The following is a 16611-nucleotide window of genomic DNA, read 5'->3' as shown; positions in this document are numbered from 1 at the left end:
CTATGCGAACACCTTCTGAACGTGATGGAGGCCGCGCACCAGGGCATCGATCTCGGCCGTGGTGTTGTACAGGTAGAAAGACGCCCTCGTGGTCGCGGGTATTCCGAACCGCAGGTGCAGCGGGCGCGCGCAGTGGTGCCCGACGCGTACGGCGATGCCGAACTGGTCGTCCAGGATCTGCCCGACGTCGTGCGGGTGGATGCCCTCCAGCGCGAACGACACCGTGCCGCCGCGCCCCTCCAGCGTTTCGGGACCGATGACGCGCAAGGTGGGCACCTCGCGCAGGGCCTCCAGCGCGTAGGCCGTCAACGTGCGCTCGTGCGCCTCGATGGCCTCCATGCCGACCTCGGTGAGGTAGTCGACCGCCGCGCCGAGCCCGATGGCCTCGACGATCGGCGGCGTGCCCGCCTCGAACTTGTGCGGGATCGGCGCATAGGTCGAGTGGTCCATCCAGACCGCCTCGATCATCTCGCCGCCGCCCAGGAACGGGGGCATGGCCTCGAGCAGCTCCGCCCGCGCCCACAGCACGCCGATGCCCGAGGGGCCGACCATCTTGTGGCCGGTGAAGGCCACGAAGTCGGCGTCGAGAGCGGCGACGTCGACGGGGTGGTGCGGCACGGACTGCGACGCGTCCAGCATGATCAGCGCACCGACCTCGTGCGCCCGCCTGGCCACCTCGGCGACCGGGTTGACGGTGCCGAGGACGTTGGACTGGTGGGCGATCGAGACGATCTTCGTGCGCTCGGTGATCAGCTCGGGCGTGTAGTCGAGCCGCCCGTCGTCGGTGACGCCGAACCACTTCAGGGTCGCGCCGGTGCGCTGCACGAGCAGTTGCCACGGCACGATGTTGGAGTGGTGCTCCATCTCGGAGATGACGATCTCGTCACCCGGGCCGAGCGTGAAGCGCGGGTCGGTGTTGGCCGGGTTGCCGAAGGAGTAGGCGACCAGGTTGAGCGCCTCGGAGGCGTTCTTGGTGAAGATCACCTCGTCGCGTGACGGCGCCCCGACGAAGCCCGCGATCTTGTCGCGGGCCCCCTCGTAGGCGTCGGTCGACTCGGCGCCGAGCACGTGCATGGCGCGCCCGACGTTGCTGTAGTGCAGCGCCAGGTGCTCCCGCATGGTCTCGATGACCTGGTTGGGCTTCTGTGAGGAGTTGCCCGAGTCGAGATAGACGAGCGGTCGCCCGTCGGGCAGCTCGCGGGAGAAGATCGGGAAATCCTTCCTGATCTTCTCCACATCGAAGCTGATGGAACTCATGCAGACGCCTTCGTGTACTGCTCGTAGCCCTCGGCCTCGAGCTTGTCGGCCAGTTCGGGGCCGCCCTGCTCGACGATCCGGCCGTTCGCGAAGACGTGCACGAAGTCCGGCTTCACGTAGCGCAGGATGCGGGTGTAGTGCGTGATCAGCAGCACGCCGGTCTCACCGCCGTCGCGGAAGCGGTTGATGCCCTCGGACACCACGCGCAGCGCGTCGACGTCGAGGCCGGAGTCGGTCTCGTCGAGCACCGCGATCTTCGGCTTGAGCAGCTCCATCTGGAGGATCTCGTGGCGCTTCTTCTCGCCGCCGGAGAAACCCTCGTTGAGGTTGCGCTGGGCGAAGGCGGGGTCGATGGACAGGGCGTCCATGCCGCTCTTCAGGTCTTTGGCGAACTCGCGCAGCTTGGGCGCCTCGCCGCGGACGGCGGTGACGGCCGAGCGCAGGAAGTTCGACACCGAAACGCCGGGCACCTCGACCGGGTACTGCATGGCCAGGAACAGGCCGGCGCGGGCCCGCTCGTCGACGGACAGCTCCAGCAGGTCGACGCCGTCGAGCAGCACCTGCCCGCCGGTGATCGTGTATTTGGGGTGGCCGGCGATCGCGTAGGCGAGCGTCGACTTGCCCGAGCCGTTCGGGCCCATGATGGCGTGGGTCTGGCCCGCCTTCACGGTCAGGTTGACGCCGCGCAGGATTTCCTTGTCCTCGACGGCGACCTGGAGGTCACGGATCTCAAGGGTGGACATGTGCTTAGGACTCCTTCGAGAGCGAGACGAGCACGTCCTCGCCGTCGATCTTGACTGTGTAGACGTTCACTGGCTTGGTCGCGGGAGGGCCGGTGGGCTTGCCCGAGCTGATGTCGAAGCACGAGCCGTGCAGCCAGCACTCCAGCGTGCCGTCGTAGACTTCGCCCTCGCTGAGCTTGACCTCGGCGTGTGAGCAGACATCATGCAGGGCGAAGACGTCTTCGCCCTTGCGCACGAGCGCGACGGGGGTCTCCCCCACCTCGACGCCGAGAACTCCCTCGTCGGGGATGTCATCGAGCTTGCACACCTTTTCGAAGCTCATCGGGCGAGTTCCGCCTCTACGGCGGCGAGCACGCGCTCGCGGATCTCCTCGATCTGGATCTTCTCGATGAGCTGGCCGAGGAAGCCCCTGATGACCAGGCGGCGAGCCTCGTCGTAGGGGATGCCGCGGGCCTGGAGGTAGAACAGGTGCTCGTCGTCGAGCCGGCCGGAGGCGGAGGCGTGTCCCGCTCCGGCGACCTCGCCGGTGAGAATCTCCAGGTTGGGCACCGAGTCGGCGCGGGCGCCGTCGGTGAGCAGGAGGTTGCGGTTGAGCTCGTAGGTGTCGGTGCCCTCGGCCTCGACCCTGATGATCACGTCGCCGATCCAGACGGCGTGCGCCTCCTCGCCCTGCAGGGCGCCGCGGTAGTCGACGTTGCTCTTGCAGTTGGGCTGCGAGTGGTCGACCAGCAGGCGGTGCTCCAGGTGCTGCCCGGCGTCCACGAAGTAGACGCCCGACATGTCCGCGTCGCCGCCGGGGGCGGTGTAGGACACGCTGGGCGACAGGCGTACGAGGTCGCCGCCGAGCGTCACCACGAAGCTGCGGAACGTCGCGTCCTTGGCCAGCGAGGCGTGGTGGTGCGAGACGTGGACCGCGTCGTGGTCCCAATCCTGCAGGCTGACGACCCGGAGGCTGGCTCCGTCGCCGACGACGAACTCGATGTTGTCGGCGTAGACCGCGCTGCCCTTGTGGTCGAGCACGACGATGGCCTCGGCCATCGGCTCCACCTTGACCACGATGTGGCCGTAGGCGGCGCCGTCGCCGGAGCCGTTGAGCGTCAGCACGGTGGGCTTGGAGGTGACGACCTCGCGCGGCACCGTGATCACGGTGGCCTTCTCGAAGCTGTTCCACGCCTGCGCGCTCACCCGGTCGGTGGGCACGAACGACTTGCCCACGCGGGCGTCGTCGCGGCCGACCGTCTCGACGGTGACCTCGGGGGCCGCGTCCACGTCGACGCGGACGTGGCCCGCGGCGTCGGCCTTGCCGCTGTGCAGGCCCTTCAGGCGTGAGAGCGGCGTGAAACGCCACGCCTCCTCACGGCCGCTGGGGACCTCGAAGTCGTCCAGGTCGTAGGACGCCTTCTCGTGCAGGGTCGACAGGGGCTTCTCGTTCAGGCCCATCAGCCGACGGCTCCTTCCATCTGCAGCTCGATCAGCCTGTTGAGCTCGAGCGCGTATTCCATGGGCAGCTCACGCGCGATCGGCTCCACGAAGCCGCGCACGATCATCGCCATCGCCTCGTCCTCGTCGAGCCCGCGGCTCATGAGGTAGAACAGCTGGTCCTCGCTGACCTTGGAGACCGTGGCCTCGTGACCCATCGAGACGTCGTCCTCGCGGACGTCGACGTAGGGGTAGGTGTCGGAGCGGCTGATCTGGTCGACCAGCAGGGCGTCGCACTTGACGGTGCTGGCGCTGCCGTGGGCGCCCTCCTCGATCTGCACGAGACCGCGGTAGGAGGTGCGGCCACCGCCGCGCGCCACCGACTTGGAGATGACGCTGGAGCTGGTGTTGGGCGCCAGGTGCACCATCTTGGAGCCGGCGTCCTGGTGCTGGCCCTCGCCCGCGAACGCGACGCTCAGGGTCTCGCCCTTGGCGTGCTCGCCCATCAGGTAGACGGCCGGGTATTTCATCGTGACCTTGGAGCCGATGTTGCCGTCGATCCACTCCATGGTCGCGCCCTCGTAGGCGACGGCGCGCTTGGTGACCAGGTTGTAGACGTTGTTCGACCAGTTCTGGATGGTCGTGTAACGGCAGCGGGCGTTCTTCTTCACGATGATCTCGACGACGGCGCTGTGCAGCGAGTCGCTGGAGTAGATCGGCGCGGTGCAGCCCTCGACGTAATGGACGTAGCTGTTCTCGTCGACGATGATCAGGGTCCGCTCGAACTGGCCCATGTTCTCGGTGTTGATCCGGAAGTAGGCCTGCAGCGGGATCTCGACCTCGACGTTCGGCGGCACGTAGATGAACGAGCCACCGGACCACACCGAGGTGTTGAGCGCGGCGAACTTGTTGTCGCCCACCGGGATGACCGAGCCGAAGTACTCCTTGAAGAGCTCCTCGTGCTCCTTCAGCCCCGTGTCGGTGTCGACGAAGATGACGCCCTTCTCCTCGAGGTCCTCACGGATCTTGTGATAGACGACCTCGGACTCGTATTGGGCGGCGACACCGGCGATGAGGCGCTGCTTCTCCGCCTCGGGGATGCCGAGCTTGTCGTAGGTGTTCTTGATGTCCTCGGGCAGCTCGTCCCAGGAAGCGGCCTGCTTCTCGGTGGAGCGCACGAAGTACTTGATGTTGTCGAAGTCGATGCCGGTGAGGTCGGAGCCCCAGGTGGGCATCGGCTTCTTGCGGAACAGCCGGAGGCCCTTCAGGCGAAGGTCGAGCATCCACTCCGGCTCGTTCTTGAGCGCGGAGATGTCGCGGACGACCTCCTCGGACAGGCCACGCTTTGCCGCCGACCCGGCGGCATCCGAGTCGGCCCAGCCGAACTTGTAATTCCCGAGGCCTTCCAGCTCCGGGCGGTCGGTGACAGTCACCTTCCGGTCTCCTTGCTCTTGTCTCTATGTGCGGAATCGCCCAGCGTCTGCGGGCTCACGTGTGTCGTGCAGACCCCGTCGCCGTGCGCGATCGTGGCCAGGCGCTGCACCGGGGTGCCGAGCAGTTGCGCGAACGCCTCCGTCTCGGCCTCACACAGCTGCGGGAACTCCGCGGCCGCGTGTGCCACCGGGCAGTGGTGCTGGCAGAGCTGGTCGCCGCCCGACTTGGCCTTGCTGGCCGAGGCGGCATACCCCTCCACCGACAGCGCCTGCGCCAGCACTTGCACGCGCTGGTCCGCCGGCACCGTCCGCATGGCCGGCTCCAGCCGCCGCCGCAGGCTCGAAACCTGCGACCGGGCGAAGTCGGCCACCGCATCCTGACCCATGCGCTCGGCGATGAACCGCAGAGCGCTCTCGGCCAGGTCGTCGTAGGCGTGCTCGAAGGCACTGCGCCCCGCGTCCGTGATCGCGAACAGCTTGGCCGGCCGTCCGCGCCCACGCTGTCCGCGTGGGCGGACCGTGCGAGGCTCGATCATCCCATCGGCCAGCAGCGCGTCGAGATGACGACGGACGGCGGCGGGCGTGAGCCCGAGCCGCTCGCCCAGCGCCGCGGCCGCGACGGGACCATGCTCAAGAATCAGCCTGGCGACACGCGCGCGGGTGCCGCGCTCGCTGCCTGGCTCGATCGTGGGCATGTTTTTCACAACATCAGTGTGCCGTAATTCCTTCCCGCTTCACAAATGGATCCGACCAGGGGCGGGAATGTAATTTGTCACGCAGGGTAGCCTTACCTAACTTTCGCCCGGCCCAGGATCATGAACGTCAGGGCGGAGCAGAAGATGAGCCCGAGCATGACACACGCCATGGGCACGGCGGTCCCGGATCCGGCAAGTCCGACCAGCGGGGCCGAGGCGGCGCCCAGCGCGAACTGCAGCACGCCCGTCAACGCGGAGGCGCTGCCGGCGACGTGGGCGGGCTGCGAGCCCAGCGCCAGCGCACCGGTGCCGGGCAGCACCAGGCCCTGGCCGAGCATGATGACGACCAGCCCGCTCACGATGCCCCACAGGCCGAACCCGGCGAGCGCGGCGGTCATCAGCACCACCCCGCCCACCAGGGCGATGAAGAGCCCGAGGCGGACCAGCAACACGGGCGGCACGCGGCCCGACAGGCGGCCTCCGAGCTGGGCGGTGACGGTCAGGGCCAAGGCGTTGAGCGCGAAGATGAGCGAATATTGCTGGGGCGTGGCGCCGTACACCTCCTGGAGGACGAACGGCGAGCCCGAGATGTAGCCGAACATGGCCGCGAACGCCAGCCCGCCGGTCAGCGCGAAGCCCATGAACGAGCGGTTGCGCAGGAGCTGCCAGAACGTGCCGGCGGTGTGCTTGAGGCCGCCGCTCTCGCGGGCCTCCGGCGGCAGCGTCTCGCGGACGCCCGCCAGCACGGCCAGCAGCAGCACCAGACCGGCGACGCTGAGCGCCACGAACACGCCCCGCCACGACGTGAACGCCAGGAGCTGGGCGCCCGCGATGGGCGCGAGGATCGGCGCCAGGCCGCTGACGAGCATCAGCGTGGCGAAGATGCGGGCGATGGCGGCGCCGTCGTAGAGGTCGCGGACGACGGCGCGCACGATGACCAGCGCCGCGCCGCCCAGGATGCCCTGTAGCAGGCGGAAGACGATGAGCATGGTCACCGACGGGGCGAACGCGCACAGCAGCGAGGCCACCATGAACCCGGCCACGCCCACCATCAGCGGTATCCGGCGGCCGCGCACGTCGCTGACCGGCCCGGCGATGATCTGGCCGACGGAGACGCCGATGAGACAGGCGGTGAGCGTGAGCTGGACCTGCGCGGGAGCGCTCAGCATCTCGGAGGTGATGGCCGGCAACGCGGGGAGGTACATGTCGATGGAGAGCGGCCCGATGGCCGACAACGCGCCCAGAATGACCAAGAGGAGCCCGCGGCGGCGGCTCCTCTGTTTCGGCAGGACGGCGGTGGGCGTGGCTTCGACTGCCACGGACATGCGTGTTCCCCTCTCCCTCGTAGGCGGTGGCCCACGAGGGCCGAGGTATCAAACCATGTTCCGGTCCTCCGAATTCCCAATCATCAGACTTTTCACGATGTTTCGTGAAGCTGGATGATCGAGAGGGGCGCGCCCTGCGGGTCGGCGAGGGTCGAGAAGGGTCCCGGGGGCGCGTCCATCGCGCGTACGAGGACCTGGGCGCCCGCCTGCTCGGCCGCGTCCGTCGTGGCGGCGAGGTCGGCGACGGCGAAATAGGGCATCCAGAACGACGGCATGTCCGCGGGGTAGTCGGAGAACATCTCCATCATGCCCGCGATGCCCTGGCCGCCCGACTGCCACTCGGTGTACTTCAGGCCCTGGATGTCCTGCGGGTTCGGCGCCCAGCCGAAGACCTCCGCGTAGAAGCGCCCGGCGGCGGGCACGTCGCGGCTGAGCAGCTCGTTCCAGCAGAGCGAGACCGGCTCGTTGACCAGCTCGGCGCCGTGGTGGTCACGGGCCTGCCAGGCGCCCGCGTACGAGCCGTCGGGGGCCCGGAAGGCGGTCATGACGCCCTCCTCGAAGACCTGCATCGCCTCCATGACCACGGTGCCGCCCGCCTTCCTGACGCGCTCGGCCAGGGCGGCGGCGTCGTCGGTGGCGACGTAGGTGCTCCAGGACGACCTGGGCCCACCGTCCATCACCGGGCCCAGCCCGGCGACCTTCTTGTCCTGGTGGACGAACATGCCGTAGCCGCCGGCCGCCGGGTCGTCGATCATGTCGGCCCGCCAGCCGAAGACCTCCGTGTAGAAGCGGGCCGAGGCGCCGACATCGGTGCTCGACAGGTCCACCCAGCACGGGATTCCGGGGTCGTACCCACTGCGTTGCGACATGGCAACCTCCTGTTGGGGAGCTCACCGTCAGGCTTTCACCGGATGGGGCCGCTTTCAGCAGAAACCAGTGCTTGAACATGTCCAGATACGGTCAAAGTCACCTGAGGCCCGGACCGCCCGGCGGAGTCCCTAAACTCGTGGCCATGGAATCCCCAGCCGTCGAGCTCGTCGACCTGGTCAAACGTTACGGCGGCAGCACCGCCCTCGACGGCCTCACGCTTCGCGCCGAGCGCGGGGCGGTCACCGCGGTCCTCGGTCCCAACGGCGCGGGCAAGACGTCCACGGTGGAGATCTGCGAGGGGTTCCGCAGGGCCGACGCGGGCACCGTGCGCGTGCTCGGGCTCGCGCCCGCGCTGCCCGAGCTGCGGCCCCGGGTGGGCGTGATGCTGCAGGCGGGCGGCGTGCCACCGGCGATGCGCTGCGCCGAGTGGCTGCGGCTGGTCGCGCGTTTCCACGCCCATCCGCTGGACCCGGGGGCGCTGCTGGAGCGGCTGGGGCTGACCGAGCACGGGCGCACCCCCTACCGGCGATTGTCGGGCGGGCAGCAGCAGCGGCTGTCGCTGGCCGCGGCCGTCGTGGGCCGGCCCGAGCTGGTCTTCCTCGACGAGCCGACGGCCGGGCTCGACCCGCAGGCCAGGCACGCCTGCTGGGATCTGGTGGGCGAGCTGCGCGCGGCGGGCGTGTCGGTGGTGCTGACCACGCACCACATGGACGAGGCCGAGCGGCTGGCCGACCACGTCGTGATCATCGACAAGGGGCGCGTGGTGGCCGAGGGCAGCCCCGCCTCGCTGACGGGGGCCGAGCGGCAGCTCAGGTTCCGGGCCCGCCCGGGGCTGACGCTGGAAGAGCTGCTCAACGCGCTGCCCGCGGGCAGCGCGGCCAAGGAGTCGCCCGCCGGGCACTACATCATCGAGGGCCAGGTGGGGCCCGAGCTGCTGGCCACCGTCACGGCCTGGTGCGCGGCCGAGGGTGTCACGGCCGACGACCTGCGGATCGAGCGCCGCACCCTCGAAGACGTCTTCCTCGAACTGACCGGCAGGGAGCTGCGATGACCGCGCTGGACTTCACCCCCGCGCCCGGGGCGGCGCCGTTCCCGCGCATGGTGCTGGCGCAGGCGGGCGCGGAGATCCGCGCGATGCTGCGCAACGGCGAGCAACTGCTGCTCACCCTGATCATCCCGGTGCTGCTGCTGACCGGCTTCTCGCTGGCGCCGCTGATCGACGTCGGCACCGGCAGCCGGGTCGACTTCCTGGTGCCGGGCGTGCTGGCGCTGGCGGTCATGTCCACGGCCTTCACCGGGCAGGCCATCGCGACGGGCTTCGAGCGGCGCTACGGCGTGCTCAAGCGGCTGGGCGCGACCCCGCTGTCCAGGACCGGTCTCATGCTCGCCAAGACGGCCGCGGTCGCCGGGGTGGAGGTGCTCCAGGCGGTGATCATCGTGGTCGTGGGGCTGGCGCTGGGCTGGCGGCCGCAGGGGTCGTTCCTGAGCGCGGCGCTGCTGATCGTGCTGGGCACCGCGGCGTTCACCGGGCTGGGGCTGCTCATGGCGGGCACGCTCCGCGCCGAGGCCACGCTGGCCGGGGCCAACCTGGTCTACCTGGTGCTGCTGGGGGCGGGCGGGGTGGTGTTCCCGCTGTCGAAGTTCCCCGAGAGTGTGCGACCGGTGCTGGAGGCGCTGCCGATCTCGGCGCTGACCGGCGGGCTGCGCTCGGTGCTCGCGCAGGGCGCGGCCCTTCCCCTGGTCCCGATGGCCGTCCTCGCCGCCTGGGCGGTGCTGTCGCTGGGGCTGGTGGCACGGACGTTCCGCTGGGAGTGACCGTCAGGCGTGCAGCCGGGCGTAGTGGCGCTTGGTGAGGACGGCGACGGCGGTGAGCGGGATCGCGGCGGCCGCCGCGATCCCGAAGAGCAGCCCGTAGCGGCCCTGTTCGGCCAGGAAGCCCGCCGCCCACGACGCGACCGCGCTGCCCACGAACAGCGCCGAGGCGAAGAACGCGATCGACGTGCCCCTGGCCTCGGGCACCACCGAGGTGGCCCACGTCTGCAGCGAGGAGTGCAGGAACGACCAGCCGCCGCCCAGCAGCAGCGCCGTGGCGGCGACCGTGGGCACGCTGACGTGCACGGCCACGATCGCGAACCCGGCGCAGAGCTGGACGCCGCCCACCCCCATCAGCACGGGCGCGGGCCAGCGGCCCGACAACCGCTTGACCAGCTTGGCGAACGCCCACAGGCCGAGCCCGTACGCGGTGATGGCCAGGCCCGCCACGGCGGCGGCCAGCCCGGTGTGCTGCAGCGCGGGGGCCAGGAAGGGCATGGCGCCGAGCATGATCGCCCCTTCGGTGAACGCCAGCCCGAACACCAGCAGCGCCCACCGGTGCCCGAGCACCGCGCCCAGGTAGCGGCGCACGCCGTGCCCCGCCGTGTCCGGCCGGGGCGGCTCGGGGAGTGAGCGCAGCGACAGCGCGCAGGCCAGGGCGCAGACGGCGGGCACGGTGAAGGCCACCCGCCAGTCCAGCAGGCCCGCGACCACGCCGCTGAGGCCCGTGGCCAGCGCCGTGCCGAGGGCGGCGGCGGCCATCAGGTCGGTGAGGGCGCGCTGGCGTACGGACTGCTCGACGGTGTCGCCCACGTACGTCAGGCCCGTGGGGATGACCGCGCCGAAGCAGGCGCCCGTCACGACCCTGGCCACCACCAGCGCCCACAGCTCCGGCATGACCGCCGAGACCAGCCCCGCCAGGGCCGCGCCGAACAGTGCCACGCGCATGACGCGCACACGTCCGAACCGGTCGGACAGTACGCCCCACAGCGGCTGGGTGAGCCCGTAGGCCAGGTAGTAGCCGCTGGCGGCGGCGACCGAGGCCGACAGCGAGACGTTCAGGTCGGCCGCGATCAGCACCAGCATGGGGCTGACGGCGAACCGGTCGAAGCTGCTGACGAACCCGGCCACGGACAGGGCCGGCGGCGGCCGGGTGAGGCTCACGGGGAGAGCGGGGGCAGTCATACGTCCATTTGTCCGAATATAAGATCCGATACGGAGTAATACCACTTTAGATGGGGGAATATTGCCCGGCGCACGGGCGCTCCCCCGACGACTTGCCCCCCTATCCTCTGAGGAGTCCCCGTGACCGCGTACGCCATTGACGACCCGCTGGGCCGCGGTCCCGGCCTGCCCAGGCCGGGGAGCCTGCTGCGGAGCGCCGCCGACTCCATCCCGCCCTCCGGGCTGGTGCTGCTGGGGATCTTCTCGGTGCAGCTGGGCGCCGGATTCGCCAAGGAGCTGTTCGCGACGCTGCCGCCGAGCGCGGTGGTGTTCCTGCGCATCGCGGCCGGGGCGCTGATCATGGGACTGCTCGTCCGGCCCAGGCTGAAGGGGCTGTCGTGGGGCGACTGGGCGGTGGGGATCGGCTTCGGCGCCACCCTCGCCGTCATGAACCTGGTCTTCTACGAGGCCCTGGCGCGGCTGCCGATGGGGATCGCGGTGGCCATCGAGTTCCTGGGGCCCCTGGGCGTGGCGGTGGCGGCCTCGCGGCGCCGGCTGGACCTGCTGTGGGTCGGGCTGGCGGCGGCCGGGGTGGTGCTGCTGGCCCCCTGGGGCGACTCCTCGTCGGTGAGCTGGGCCGGGATCGGGTTCGCGATGGTGGCGGGGGTCTGCTGGGCGGGCTACATCCTGCTGTCGGCGGCGGCCGGGCAGCGGTTTCCCGGGACCACGGGGCTGTCGTTCGCGATGATCGTCTCGGCCGTGCTGGTCGCTCCCGTCGGGGTGACGACCGGCGGCGCCGACCTGCTGCAGCCGGAGCTGCTGCTGATCGGGCTCGGGGTGGGGCTGCTGTCGTCGGTGATCCCGTACTCGCTGGAGCTGCAGGCGCTGCGGCGGATGCCCAAGCAGGTGTTCGGCATCCTGATGAGCCTGGAGCCGGCCGCGGCCGCGCTGATCGGGGTGCTGCTGCTGAGTGAGTTCCTGCAGGTGCAGCAGTGGGTGGCGATCATCTGCATCGTCGCCGCCAGCCTGGGCTCGACCCGGGCGTCCAGGAGCCGCTGATCGGGGGGGGCCGCCGCGCGCCCGTGGGATGGGGTCTCGGGCGCGCGGCGGGGGCTCGGCCCGATGGGCGGGGTGGGCCGAGCCCTTGGAAGGTCACCGGAGTGCGGGTGTCCGCGTGACCAGGCAAGATGCCACCCGCCGCAATGGGGTGGCCGGTCCGTTGAGGACCTGGATGGCGGGGCCGCCGGCGCTCGCTCGAGCGGCCCGAATCGAGGTTACCGCCATCGGGCGGTGCTCGATCCCCGAATGTCAGAACTCGTGCGGTCTTCTCAGTGTTCGGCCCAGATGCCGCGTACGTGGCCGATGTGCTCACCCATGATCTGCCCGACGGCCGCCGCGTCGCCGCTCTTGAGCGCGTCGAGCAGCGCCAGGTGCTCCCTGGCCGAGTCGGCCAGCGTGCCGCGCTCGGAGAGCTGGGACAGCCCGTAGAGGCGGGCCCTGTTGCGCAGGTCACGCACCACGGAGACCAGGTGCGCGTTGCCGCACAGGGTCAGCAGCTCGACGTGGAAGCGCAGGTCGGCGTCCACGTAGGCGAGCAGGTCACCGCCCTCGCTGGCCGAGACGATCTCCTCGGCGATGGGCCGCAGCCGCTCGAACTCCTCCGCCCGCGAGCTGTCGGCCAGCCGGGACACCGTCGGCACCTCGATGAGCTGGCGGATCTCGGTGAGCTCGTCGAGGTCGCGGTCGGACAGCTCGGTCACCCGGAAGCCCTTGTTGCGCACCGCCTCGACCAGGCCCTCCTTGGCCAGGTCGAGCATGGCCTCACGGACGGGCGTGGCCGACACGCCGAACTGGGCGGCCAGCACCGGCGCGGAGTAGACCACTCCCGGCCGCATCTCCCCGGTGATCAGCGCGGCGCGCAACGCGTGCGCGACCTGCTCGCGCAGGCTCTGCCGCTCCCCCACCATCGGCAGGTCGAGCCGGTCGTCGGCAGTCATCCCGCCCATCCTCTCCATGTCTTCACGACCCCGTTCATGACCGTGTTCATGACCGTCTTCATGACCGCGTTCATGACCACGCCTCGTACGCGGCGGCCGCGACCACGAGGTCCTCCCACGCCATGCCCGTGCTCTTGAACACGCGCGGCCCCGGACCGGCGACCACCTTCCCGGTGACGAGGTCGGCGAGGTTGCCGGCGAGATGACCAGAGGTGATCGTACCTTGGCGGATCGGGACGATGACGTCTCCGGCCTCTTCCAGGGCTGCCGCCCTGGCTTCGACGACCACGGTGGCGCGGGCGATCAGGTCGCCGTCGAGCTCGCGGGCGCCGGGCTCGTGCGACCCGACCGCGACGACGGTGACGCCGTCGCGGGCGAGCTTACCCGGGAACAGGGGCTCTCTGGCCGTCGTGCAGCAGGCGACGAGATCGGCCTCGCGGACCGCTCTGGCCACCCCCGCCGGTGTGCCGGAGGTCGCCGGGTTCGTCAGGGTCCGGGCGGTCAGGCCCACGTCGCGGCAGCGCGCGGCGAGTGCCCGTGCCCGGGTCAGGTCGCGGGCGACGATGGTGACATCCTCGATCGGGCGTACCTCCCGCAGCGCCGTCACGTGCCCCCACGCCTGCGGCCCGCTGCCGAACACCACCAGCCGCCGCGCGTCCGGCTCGGCCAGATGGCGCACGGCGAGGGCGGAGACGGCGGGCGTGCGCAGCGAGGTGAGGGCGATCCCGTCCATGGCCGCCAGCGGGGCCAGCGTGTCGCCGTCGAGCAGCAGGTACGTGCCCTGGATCCGGGGCAGCCCGCGCGCCGGGTTGCCGGGCGCGATGCTGACCGCCTTGACCCCCGCGTAGCGCCCGGCCGCGGCCGGCATGAGCAGCAGTTGCCCCGCGGGCAGGTCGACGATCGGCCGCTGCGGCGTGGCCTCCGGGTCGAGCCCGGCCCGCAGCGCCTCCTCCAGGACCTTCACGGCCCGGCCCATGGGCACCAGCCGCTCCAGCGTGGCGGCGTCGAGGTACGGCAGCCCGCTCATCGCAGCGTGAACCCGGTCGGGAAGGGATCGCCGGGATCGACCTCGAAGACGTGCCTGCCGGTCCGGTACGCCATGCCGTCGATCGCCACGATCACGCCCTCATCGGTCTTGTCGCGTACGCGGGCGGTGAAGACGCCGCCGGCGATGCCCTCGTGGACGAGCTCGCCGAGCCCGCTCTCGTCGTGCAGCAGCGCCATCCTGGCCGCGGTGCCCGAGCCGCACGGCGACCGGTCCACCTCGCCGTCGGCGAACACGGTGACGTTGCGCTGCCGCGTAACGCCCTCCACGGCGGGCGGCCCCTCGTGGAAGATCACGCCGTAGACGCCGGACAGCCGCTCGTCGGACCGGTGCCGGGCGGCCGGGTGATCGGCCAGCTCCGCCTTGATCCGGCGGCTGTGCTCGACGAGGGCGCCCAGGTGCCGGGGCTCGACCGACAGCCCGAAGGCCGCGGCGGGCACCGACGCGTAGATGGCTCCCCCGTAGGCCACGTCGACCTTCACGCCGGCGACCCGGACGTCGCGGGCGACGACGAACGACGGGACGTTGACGAAGGTCACGGACGTGATCCGGCCCGCGGACATCCGCACCTGGGCCGTCACGCGCCCCGACGGCACGTCCACCACCACGTCGGCCACACCGTCAGGATCGGCCTCGACCAGCCCTTCGTGCACCGCGTAGGCGCCCAGCGCGATGGTGCCGTGCCCGCAGGCGGTGGAGAAGCCGTCCTTGTGCCAGAACAGCGCCCCCAGGTGCGCGCCGGGGTCGTCCGGCGGGACCAGGAAGCAGCCGTACATGTCGGCGTGCCCGCGCGGCTCGTGGCACAGCAGCCGCCGGACATCGTCGAACCCGGTCATGGCGGTGACGCGGCGCGCGGCCACGTCCGCGCCCGGGATCTCGGCCACCCCGCCGGTCACGATGCGGAACGGCTCCCCGCCCGTGTGGTAGTCGACGGTCGTGATCACAGCTCGAACCCCGCCGGGAACGGGTCGCGCGGGTCGAGGAAGTATTGGGCGGTGCCGGTGACCCAGGCGCGGCCGGTGATCGACGGCACCACCGCGGGCGCCCCGCCCACGGTCGTCTCCTCCAGCACCCGGCCGATGAACCGGGTGCCGATGAACGACTCGTTGACGAAGTCGCGGCCGACCGGCAGCTCGCCGCGGGCGTGCAACTGCGCCATGCGGGCGCTGGTGCCGGTGCCGCAGGGCGAGCGGTCGAACCAGCCGGGGTGGATGGCCATGGCATGCCGCGAGTGGTGGGCGTCGGAGCCGGGGGCGGCGAAGTAGACGTGGTGGCAGCCGCGGATGCGGTCGTCCTCGCGGTGCACGGGCTCGTCGGCGGCGTTGATCGCCTCCATGGTGGCCAGCCCGGCCGCGATGATCTCGTTCTTGGCCTTGCGGTCGAAGGGCAGGCCGTAGTGGTCGAGGTTCACGATGGCGTAGAAGTTGCCGCCGTAGGCCAGGTCGTACGGGATCTCCCCGAACCCGGGCACGGTCACGGCGGCGTCCAGCCGGTCGCTGTAGGAGGGCACGTTGCGCAGCGTCACCGCCATGGCCATGCCGTCCTCGACTCGCACGTCCACCTCGACGAGCCCGGCGGGCACCTCCAGGCGCACGGTCGTGACCGGCTCGACGACCTCCACCATGCCGGTCTCCACCAGCACGGTGGCCACGCCGATGGTGCCGTGACCGCACATCGGCAGCAGCCCGGACACCTCGATGAACAGCACGCCGTAGTCGGCGTCGGGCCTGGTCGGGGGCTGCAGGATGGCGCCGCTCATGGCCGAGTGGCCGCGCGGCTCGGTCATCAGCAGCGTACGGATGTGGTCGAGGTTGTCGCGGAAGTACACGCGCCGCTCGGCCATGCTCGCGCCGGGGATCACCCCGATGCCGCCCGTGATGACCCGGGTCGGCATGCCCTCGGTGTGGGAGTCGACGGCGTGGAAAACGCGCTTGGTCCTCATCGCAGCCCTTCTGCCAGTGCCTTCTCGGTCGCCGCCCGCACGATAGCGGCCTGCTCCCCGGTCAGCGGCTGCCGGGGCTGCCTGCAGGTTCCCCCATGACGGCCCGCGAGGTCCATGGACAGCTTGATGGCCTGGACGAACTCGGTCTTGGAGTCCCAGCGCAGCAGCGGGTGCAGCGTCTTGTACAGGGGCAGCGCGGTGTCCAGGTCGCCGGCGACGGCGGCCCGGTAGAGGGCGACGTTGGCGGCGGGCAGCGCGTTGGGGTAGCCGGCGACCCAGCCGACCGCGCCGGCGACGGCCAGTTCGAGCAGCACGTCGTCGGAGCCGATCAGCAGGTCCAGCTCGGGGGCGAGCTCGGCGATCTCGTACGCGCGCCGCACGTCACCGCTGAACTCCTTGATCGCCACGATCAGCCCCTCCTCGTGCAGCCTGGCCAGCAGCGCGGGAGTCAGGTCCACCTTGGTGTCATAGGGGTTGTTGTAGGCCACGACCGGCACGCCCGCCTTGGCCACCTCGCGGTAGTGCTCGACGACGGCCCGCTCGTCGGCCCGGTAGGAGTTCGGGGGCAGCAGCAGCACCGAGCCGCAGCCGGCCTCGCCCGCGTGCTCGGCCCAGCGGCGGGACTCGGCGGCGCCGTACGCGCTCACGCCGGCCATCACGTTGCGGCCGCCCACCGCCTCGGCGGCGGTCTCGATCACCTTGGCCCGCTCGTCCGGGGTGAGCGTCTGATACTCGCCGAGCGACCCGTTCGGCACGACCCCGTCACAGCCGTTGCCGACCAGCCAGCGGCAGTGCGCGGCGAAGCCGTCGTAGTCGACCGACAGGTCCTCGCGCAGGGGTAGCGCGGTGGCCACCATGACACCCTGCCAGGGCTTGCTGCGGTGTTCCATCGGAAAGTCCTCCATGTCA

The 16611-nt window shown here is 70.8% G+C and carries 17 protein-coding genes; 3 read left to right on the top strand and 14 right to left on the bottom strand.

Annotation, left to right across the window (positions count from 1 at the left end; all coding sequences use genetic code 11):
- From C4V41_RS42970 to C4V41_RS42935, 8 genes are all read right to left on the bottom strand, one after another.
- The gene (locus tag C4V41_RS42970) at positions 1-1257 is read right to left on the bottom strand and encodes a cysteine desulfurase (protein ID WP_103961793.1); all 1257 of its coding nucleotides are present in this window, start codon (positions 1255-1257) and stop codon (positions 1-3) included.
- On the bottom strand, positions 1254-2000 hold the full coding sequence (gene sufC / locus C4V41_RS42965) for a Fe-S cluster assembly ATPase SufC (RefSeq protein ID WP_103961792.1): 747 nt from the start codon (positions 1998-2000) through the stop codon (positions 1254-1256). Before sufC ends, C4V41_RS42970 begins: the two co-directional genes overlap by 4 nt.
- A 4-nt stretch (positions 2001-2004) precedes the next feature.
- The gene (locus C4V41_RS42960; RefSeq protein WP_103961791.1) at positions 2005-2322 is read right to left on the bottom strand and encodes a Rieske (2Fe-2S) protein; all 318 of its coding nucleotides are present in this window, start codon (positions 2320-2322) and stop codon (positions 2005-2007) included.
- Positions 2319-3440 (bottom strand): Fe-S cluster assembly protein SufD, encoded by a 1122-nt coding sequence (gene sufD / locus C4V41_RS42955; protein ID WP_103961790.1) that lies wholly within the window; start codon positions 3438-3440, stop codon positions 2319-2321. The genes C4V41_RS42960 and sufD overlap by 4 nt, the downstream gene beginning before the upstream one ends.
- On the bottom strand, positions 3440-4852 hold the full coding sequence (gene sufB, locus C4V41_RS42950) for a Fe-S cluster assembly protein SufB (protein ID WP_103961789.1): 1413 nt from the start codon (positions 4850-4852) through the stop codon (positions 3440-3442). Before sufB ends, sufD begins: the two co-directional genes overlap by 1 nt.
- Positions 4849-5547: a helix-turn-helix transcriptional regulator gene (locus tag C4V41_RS42945; protein ID WP_103961788.1), complete on the bottom strand. Its 699-nt coding sequence runs from the start codon at positions 5545-5547 to the stop codon at positions 4849-4851. Before C4V41_RS42945 ends, sufB begins: the two co-directional genes overlap by 4 nt.
- Positions 5548-5639: 92 nt before the next feature.
- The gene (locus tag C4V41_RS42940; RefSeq protein WP_103961787.1) at positions 5640-6872 is read right to left on the bottom strand and encodes a multidrug effflux MFS transporter; all 1233 of its coding nucleotides are present in this window, start codon (positions 6870-6872) and stop codon (positions 5640-5642) included.
- A gap of 92 nt (positions 6873-6964) precedes the next feature.
- The gene (locus C4V41_RS42935; RefSeq protein WP_103961786.1) at positions 6965-7741 is read right to left on the bottom strand and encodes a VOC family protein; all 777 of its coding nucleotides are present in this window, start codon (positions 7739-7741) and stop codon (positions 6965-6967) included.
- 143 nt (positions 7742-7884) lie between these two features.
- Here C4V41_RS42935 and C4V41_RS42930 point away from each other — a divergent pair, with 143 nt between their 5' ends.
- Both C4V41_RS42930 and C4V41_RS42925 read left to right on the top strand, forming a co-directional pair.
- Positions 7885-8793, top strand: coding sequence for an ABC transporter ATP-binding protein (locus C4V41_RS42930; protein ID WP_103961937.1), 909 nt, complete (start codon positions 7885-7887; stop codon positions 8791-8793).
- Entirely contained in the window at positions 8790-9557 is a 768-nt protein-coding gene (locus C4V41_RS42925) for an ABC transporter permease (RefSeq protein WP_103961785.1), read from the top strand. The genes C4V41_RS42930 and C4V41_RS42925 overlap by 4 nt, the downstream gene beginning before the upstream one ends.
- 3 nt (positions 9558-9560) lie before the next feature.
- Here C4V41_RS42925 and C4V41_RS42920 read toward each other — a convergent pair whose 3' ends face one another.
- Positions 9561-10739 (bottom strand): MFS transporter, encoded by a 1179-nt coding sequence (locus C4V41_RS42920; RefSeq protein WP_103961784.1) that lies wholly within the window; start codon positions 10737-10739, stop codon positions 9561-9563.
- Between the two features lie 120 nt (positions 10740-10859).
- Between C4V41_RS42920 and C4V41_RS42915 the strand changes: the two genes are divergently transcribed.
- Complete coding sequence (locus C4V41_RS42915; RefSeq protein ID WP_103961783.1) at positions 10860-11777, top strand: EamA family transporter; 918 nt, start codon at positions 10860-10862, stop codon at positions 11775-11777.
- A 269-nt stretch (positions 11778-12046) separates the two neighbouring features.
- Here the strand turns inward: C4V41_RS42915 and C4V41_RS42910 are convergent, their stop codons facing one another.
- The 5 genes from C4V41_RS42910 to C4V41_RS42890 all read right to left on the bottom strand — a co-directional run bounded on the left by C4V41_RS42910 (position 12047) and on the right by C4V41_RS42890 (position 16592).
- On the bottom strand, positions 12047-12715 hold the full coding sequence (locus C4V41_RS42910) for a GntR family transcriptional regulator (protein ID WP_103961936.1): 669 nt from the start codon (positions 12713-12715) through the stop codon (positions 12047-12049).
- Positions 12716-12785: 70 nt separating this feature from the next.
- Positions 12786-13742 (bottom strand): ornithine cyclodeaminase family protein, encoded by a 957-nt coding sequence (locus C4V41_RS42905; RefSeq protein WP_103961782.1) that lies wholly within the window; start codon positions 13740-13742, stop codon positions 12786-12788.
- Positions 13739-14704 carry a proline racemase family protein gene (locus tag C4V41_RS42900; RefSeq protein WP_103961781.1) on the bottom strand — a complete coding sequence of 322 codons (966 nt, stop codon included), beginning with the start codon at positions 14702-14704 and terminating at the stop codon, positions 13739-13741. The genes C4V41_RS42905 and C4V41_RS42900 overlap by 4 nt, the downstream gene beginning before the upstream one ends.
- Positions 14701-15702, bottom strand: coding sequence for a proline racemase family protein (locus tag C4V41_RS42895; protein ID WP_103961780.1), 1002 nt, complete (start codon positions 15700-15702; stop codon positions 14701-14703). Before C4V41_RS42895 ends, C4V41_RS42900 begins: the two co-directional genes overlap by 4 nt.
- Entirely contained in the window at positions 15699-16592 is an 894-nt protein-coding gene (locus C4V41_RS42890; protein WP_103961935.1) for a dihydrodipicolinate synthase family protein, read from the bottom strand. The genes C4V41_RS42895 and C4V41_RS42890 overlap by 4 nt, the downstream gene beginning before the upstream one ends.
- Positions 16593-16611: the final 19 nt, after the last annotated feature.

The sequence above is a fragment of the Nonomuraea solani genome (assembly GCF_900108335.1).
Taxonomy (GTDB): domain Bacteria; phylum Actinomycetota; class Actinomycetes; order Streptosporangiales; family Streptosporangiaceae; genus Nonomuraea; species Nonomuraea solani.
This window is presented reverse-complemented; position numbering and strand designations above follow the sequence as displayed.

What these genes read in the sequence shown, in the direction of transcription:
- C4V41_RS42970 (WP_103961793.1), bottom strand. Translation starts at nt 1,257, where the DNA reads ATGAGTTCCATCAGCTTCGATGTGGAGAAGATCAGGAAGGATTTCCCG.
- sufC (WP_103961792.1), bottom strand. Translation starts at nt 2,000, where the DNA reads ATGTCCACCCTTGAGATCCGTGACCTCCAGGTCGCCGTCGAGGACAAG.
- C4V41_RS42960 (WP_103961791.1), bottom strand. Translation starts at nt 2,322, where the DNA reads ATGAGCTTCGAAAAGGTGTGCAAGCTCGATGACATCCCCGACGAGGGA.
- sufD (WP_103961790.1), bottom strand. Translation starts at nt 3,440, where the DNA reads ATGGGCCTGAACGAGAAGCCCCTGTCGACCCTGCACGAGAAGGCGTCC.
- C4V41_RS42945 (WP_103961788.1), bottom strand. Translation starts at nt 5,547, where the DNA reads ATGCCCACGATCGAGCCAGGCAGCGAGCGCGGCACCCGCGCGCGTGTC.
- C4V41_RS42940 (WP_103961787.1), bottom strand. Translation starts at nt 6,872, where the DNA reads ATGTCCGTGGCAGTCGAAGCCACGCCCACCGCCGTCCTGCCGAAACAG.
- C4V41_RS42935 (WP_103961786.1), bottom strand. Translation starts at nt 7,741, where the DNA reads ATGTCGCAACGCAGTGGGTACGACCCCGGAATCCCGTGCTGGGTGGAC.
- C4V41_RS42930 (WP_103961937.1), top strand. Translation starts at nt 7,885, where the DNA reads ATGGAATCCCCAGCCGTCGAGCTCGTCGACCTGGTCAAACGTTACGGC.
- C4V41_RS42925 (WP_103961785.1), top strand. Translation starts at nt 8,790, where the DNA reads ATGACCGCGCTGGACTTCACCCCCGCGCCCGGGGCGGCGCCGTTCCCG.
- C4V41_RS42920 (WP_103961784.1), bottom strand. Translation starts at nt 10,739, where the DNA reads ATGACTGCCCCCGCTCTCCCCGTGAGCCTCACCCGGCCGCCGCCGGCC.
- C4V41_RS42910 (WP_103961936.1), bottom strand. Translation starts at nt 12,715, where the DNA reads ATGACTGCCGACGACCGGCTCGACCTGCCGATGGTGGGGGAGCGGCAG.
- C4V41_RS42905 (WP_103961782.1), bottom strand. Translation starts at nt 13,742, where the DNA reads ATGAGCGGGCTGCCGTACCTCGACGCCGCCACGCTGGAGCGGCTGGTG.
- C4V41_RS42895 (WP_103961780.1), bottom strand. Translation starts at nt 15,702, where the DNA reads ATGAGGACCAAGCGCGTTTTCCACGCCGTCGACTCCCACACCGAGGGC.
- C4V41_RS42890 (WP_103961935.1), bottom strand. Translation starts at nt 16,592, where the DNA reads ATGGAACACCGCAGCAAGCCCTGGCAGGGTGTCATGGTGGCCACCGCG.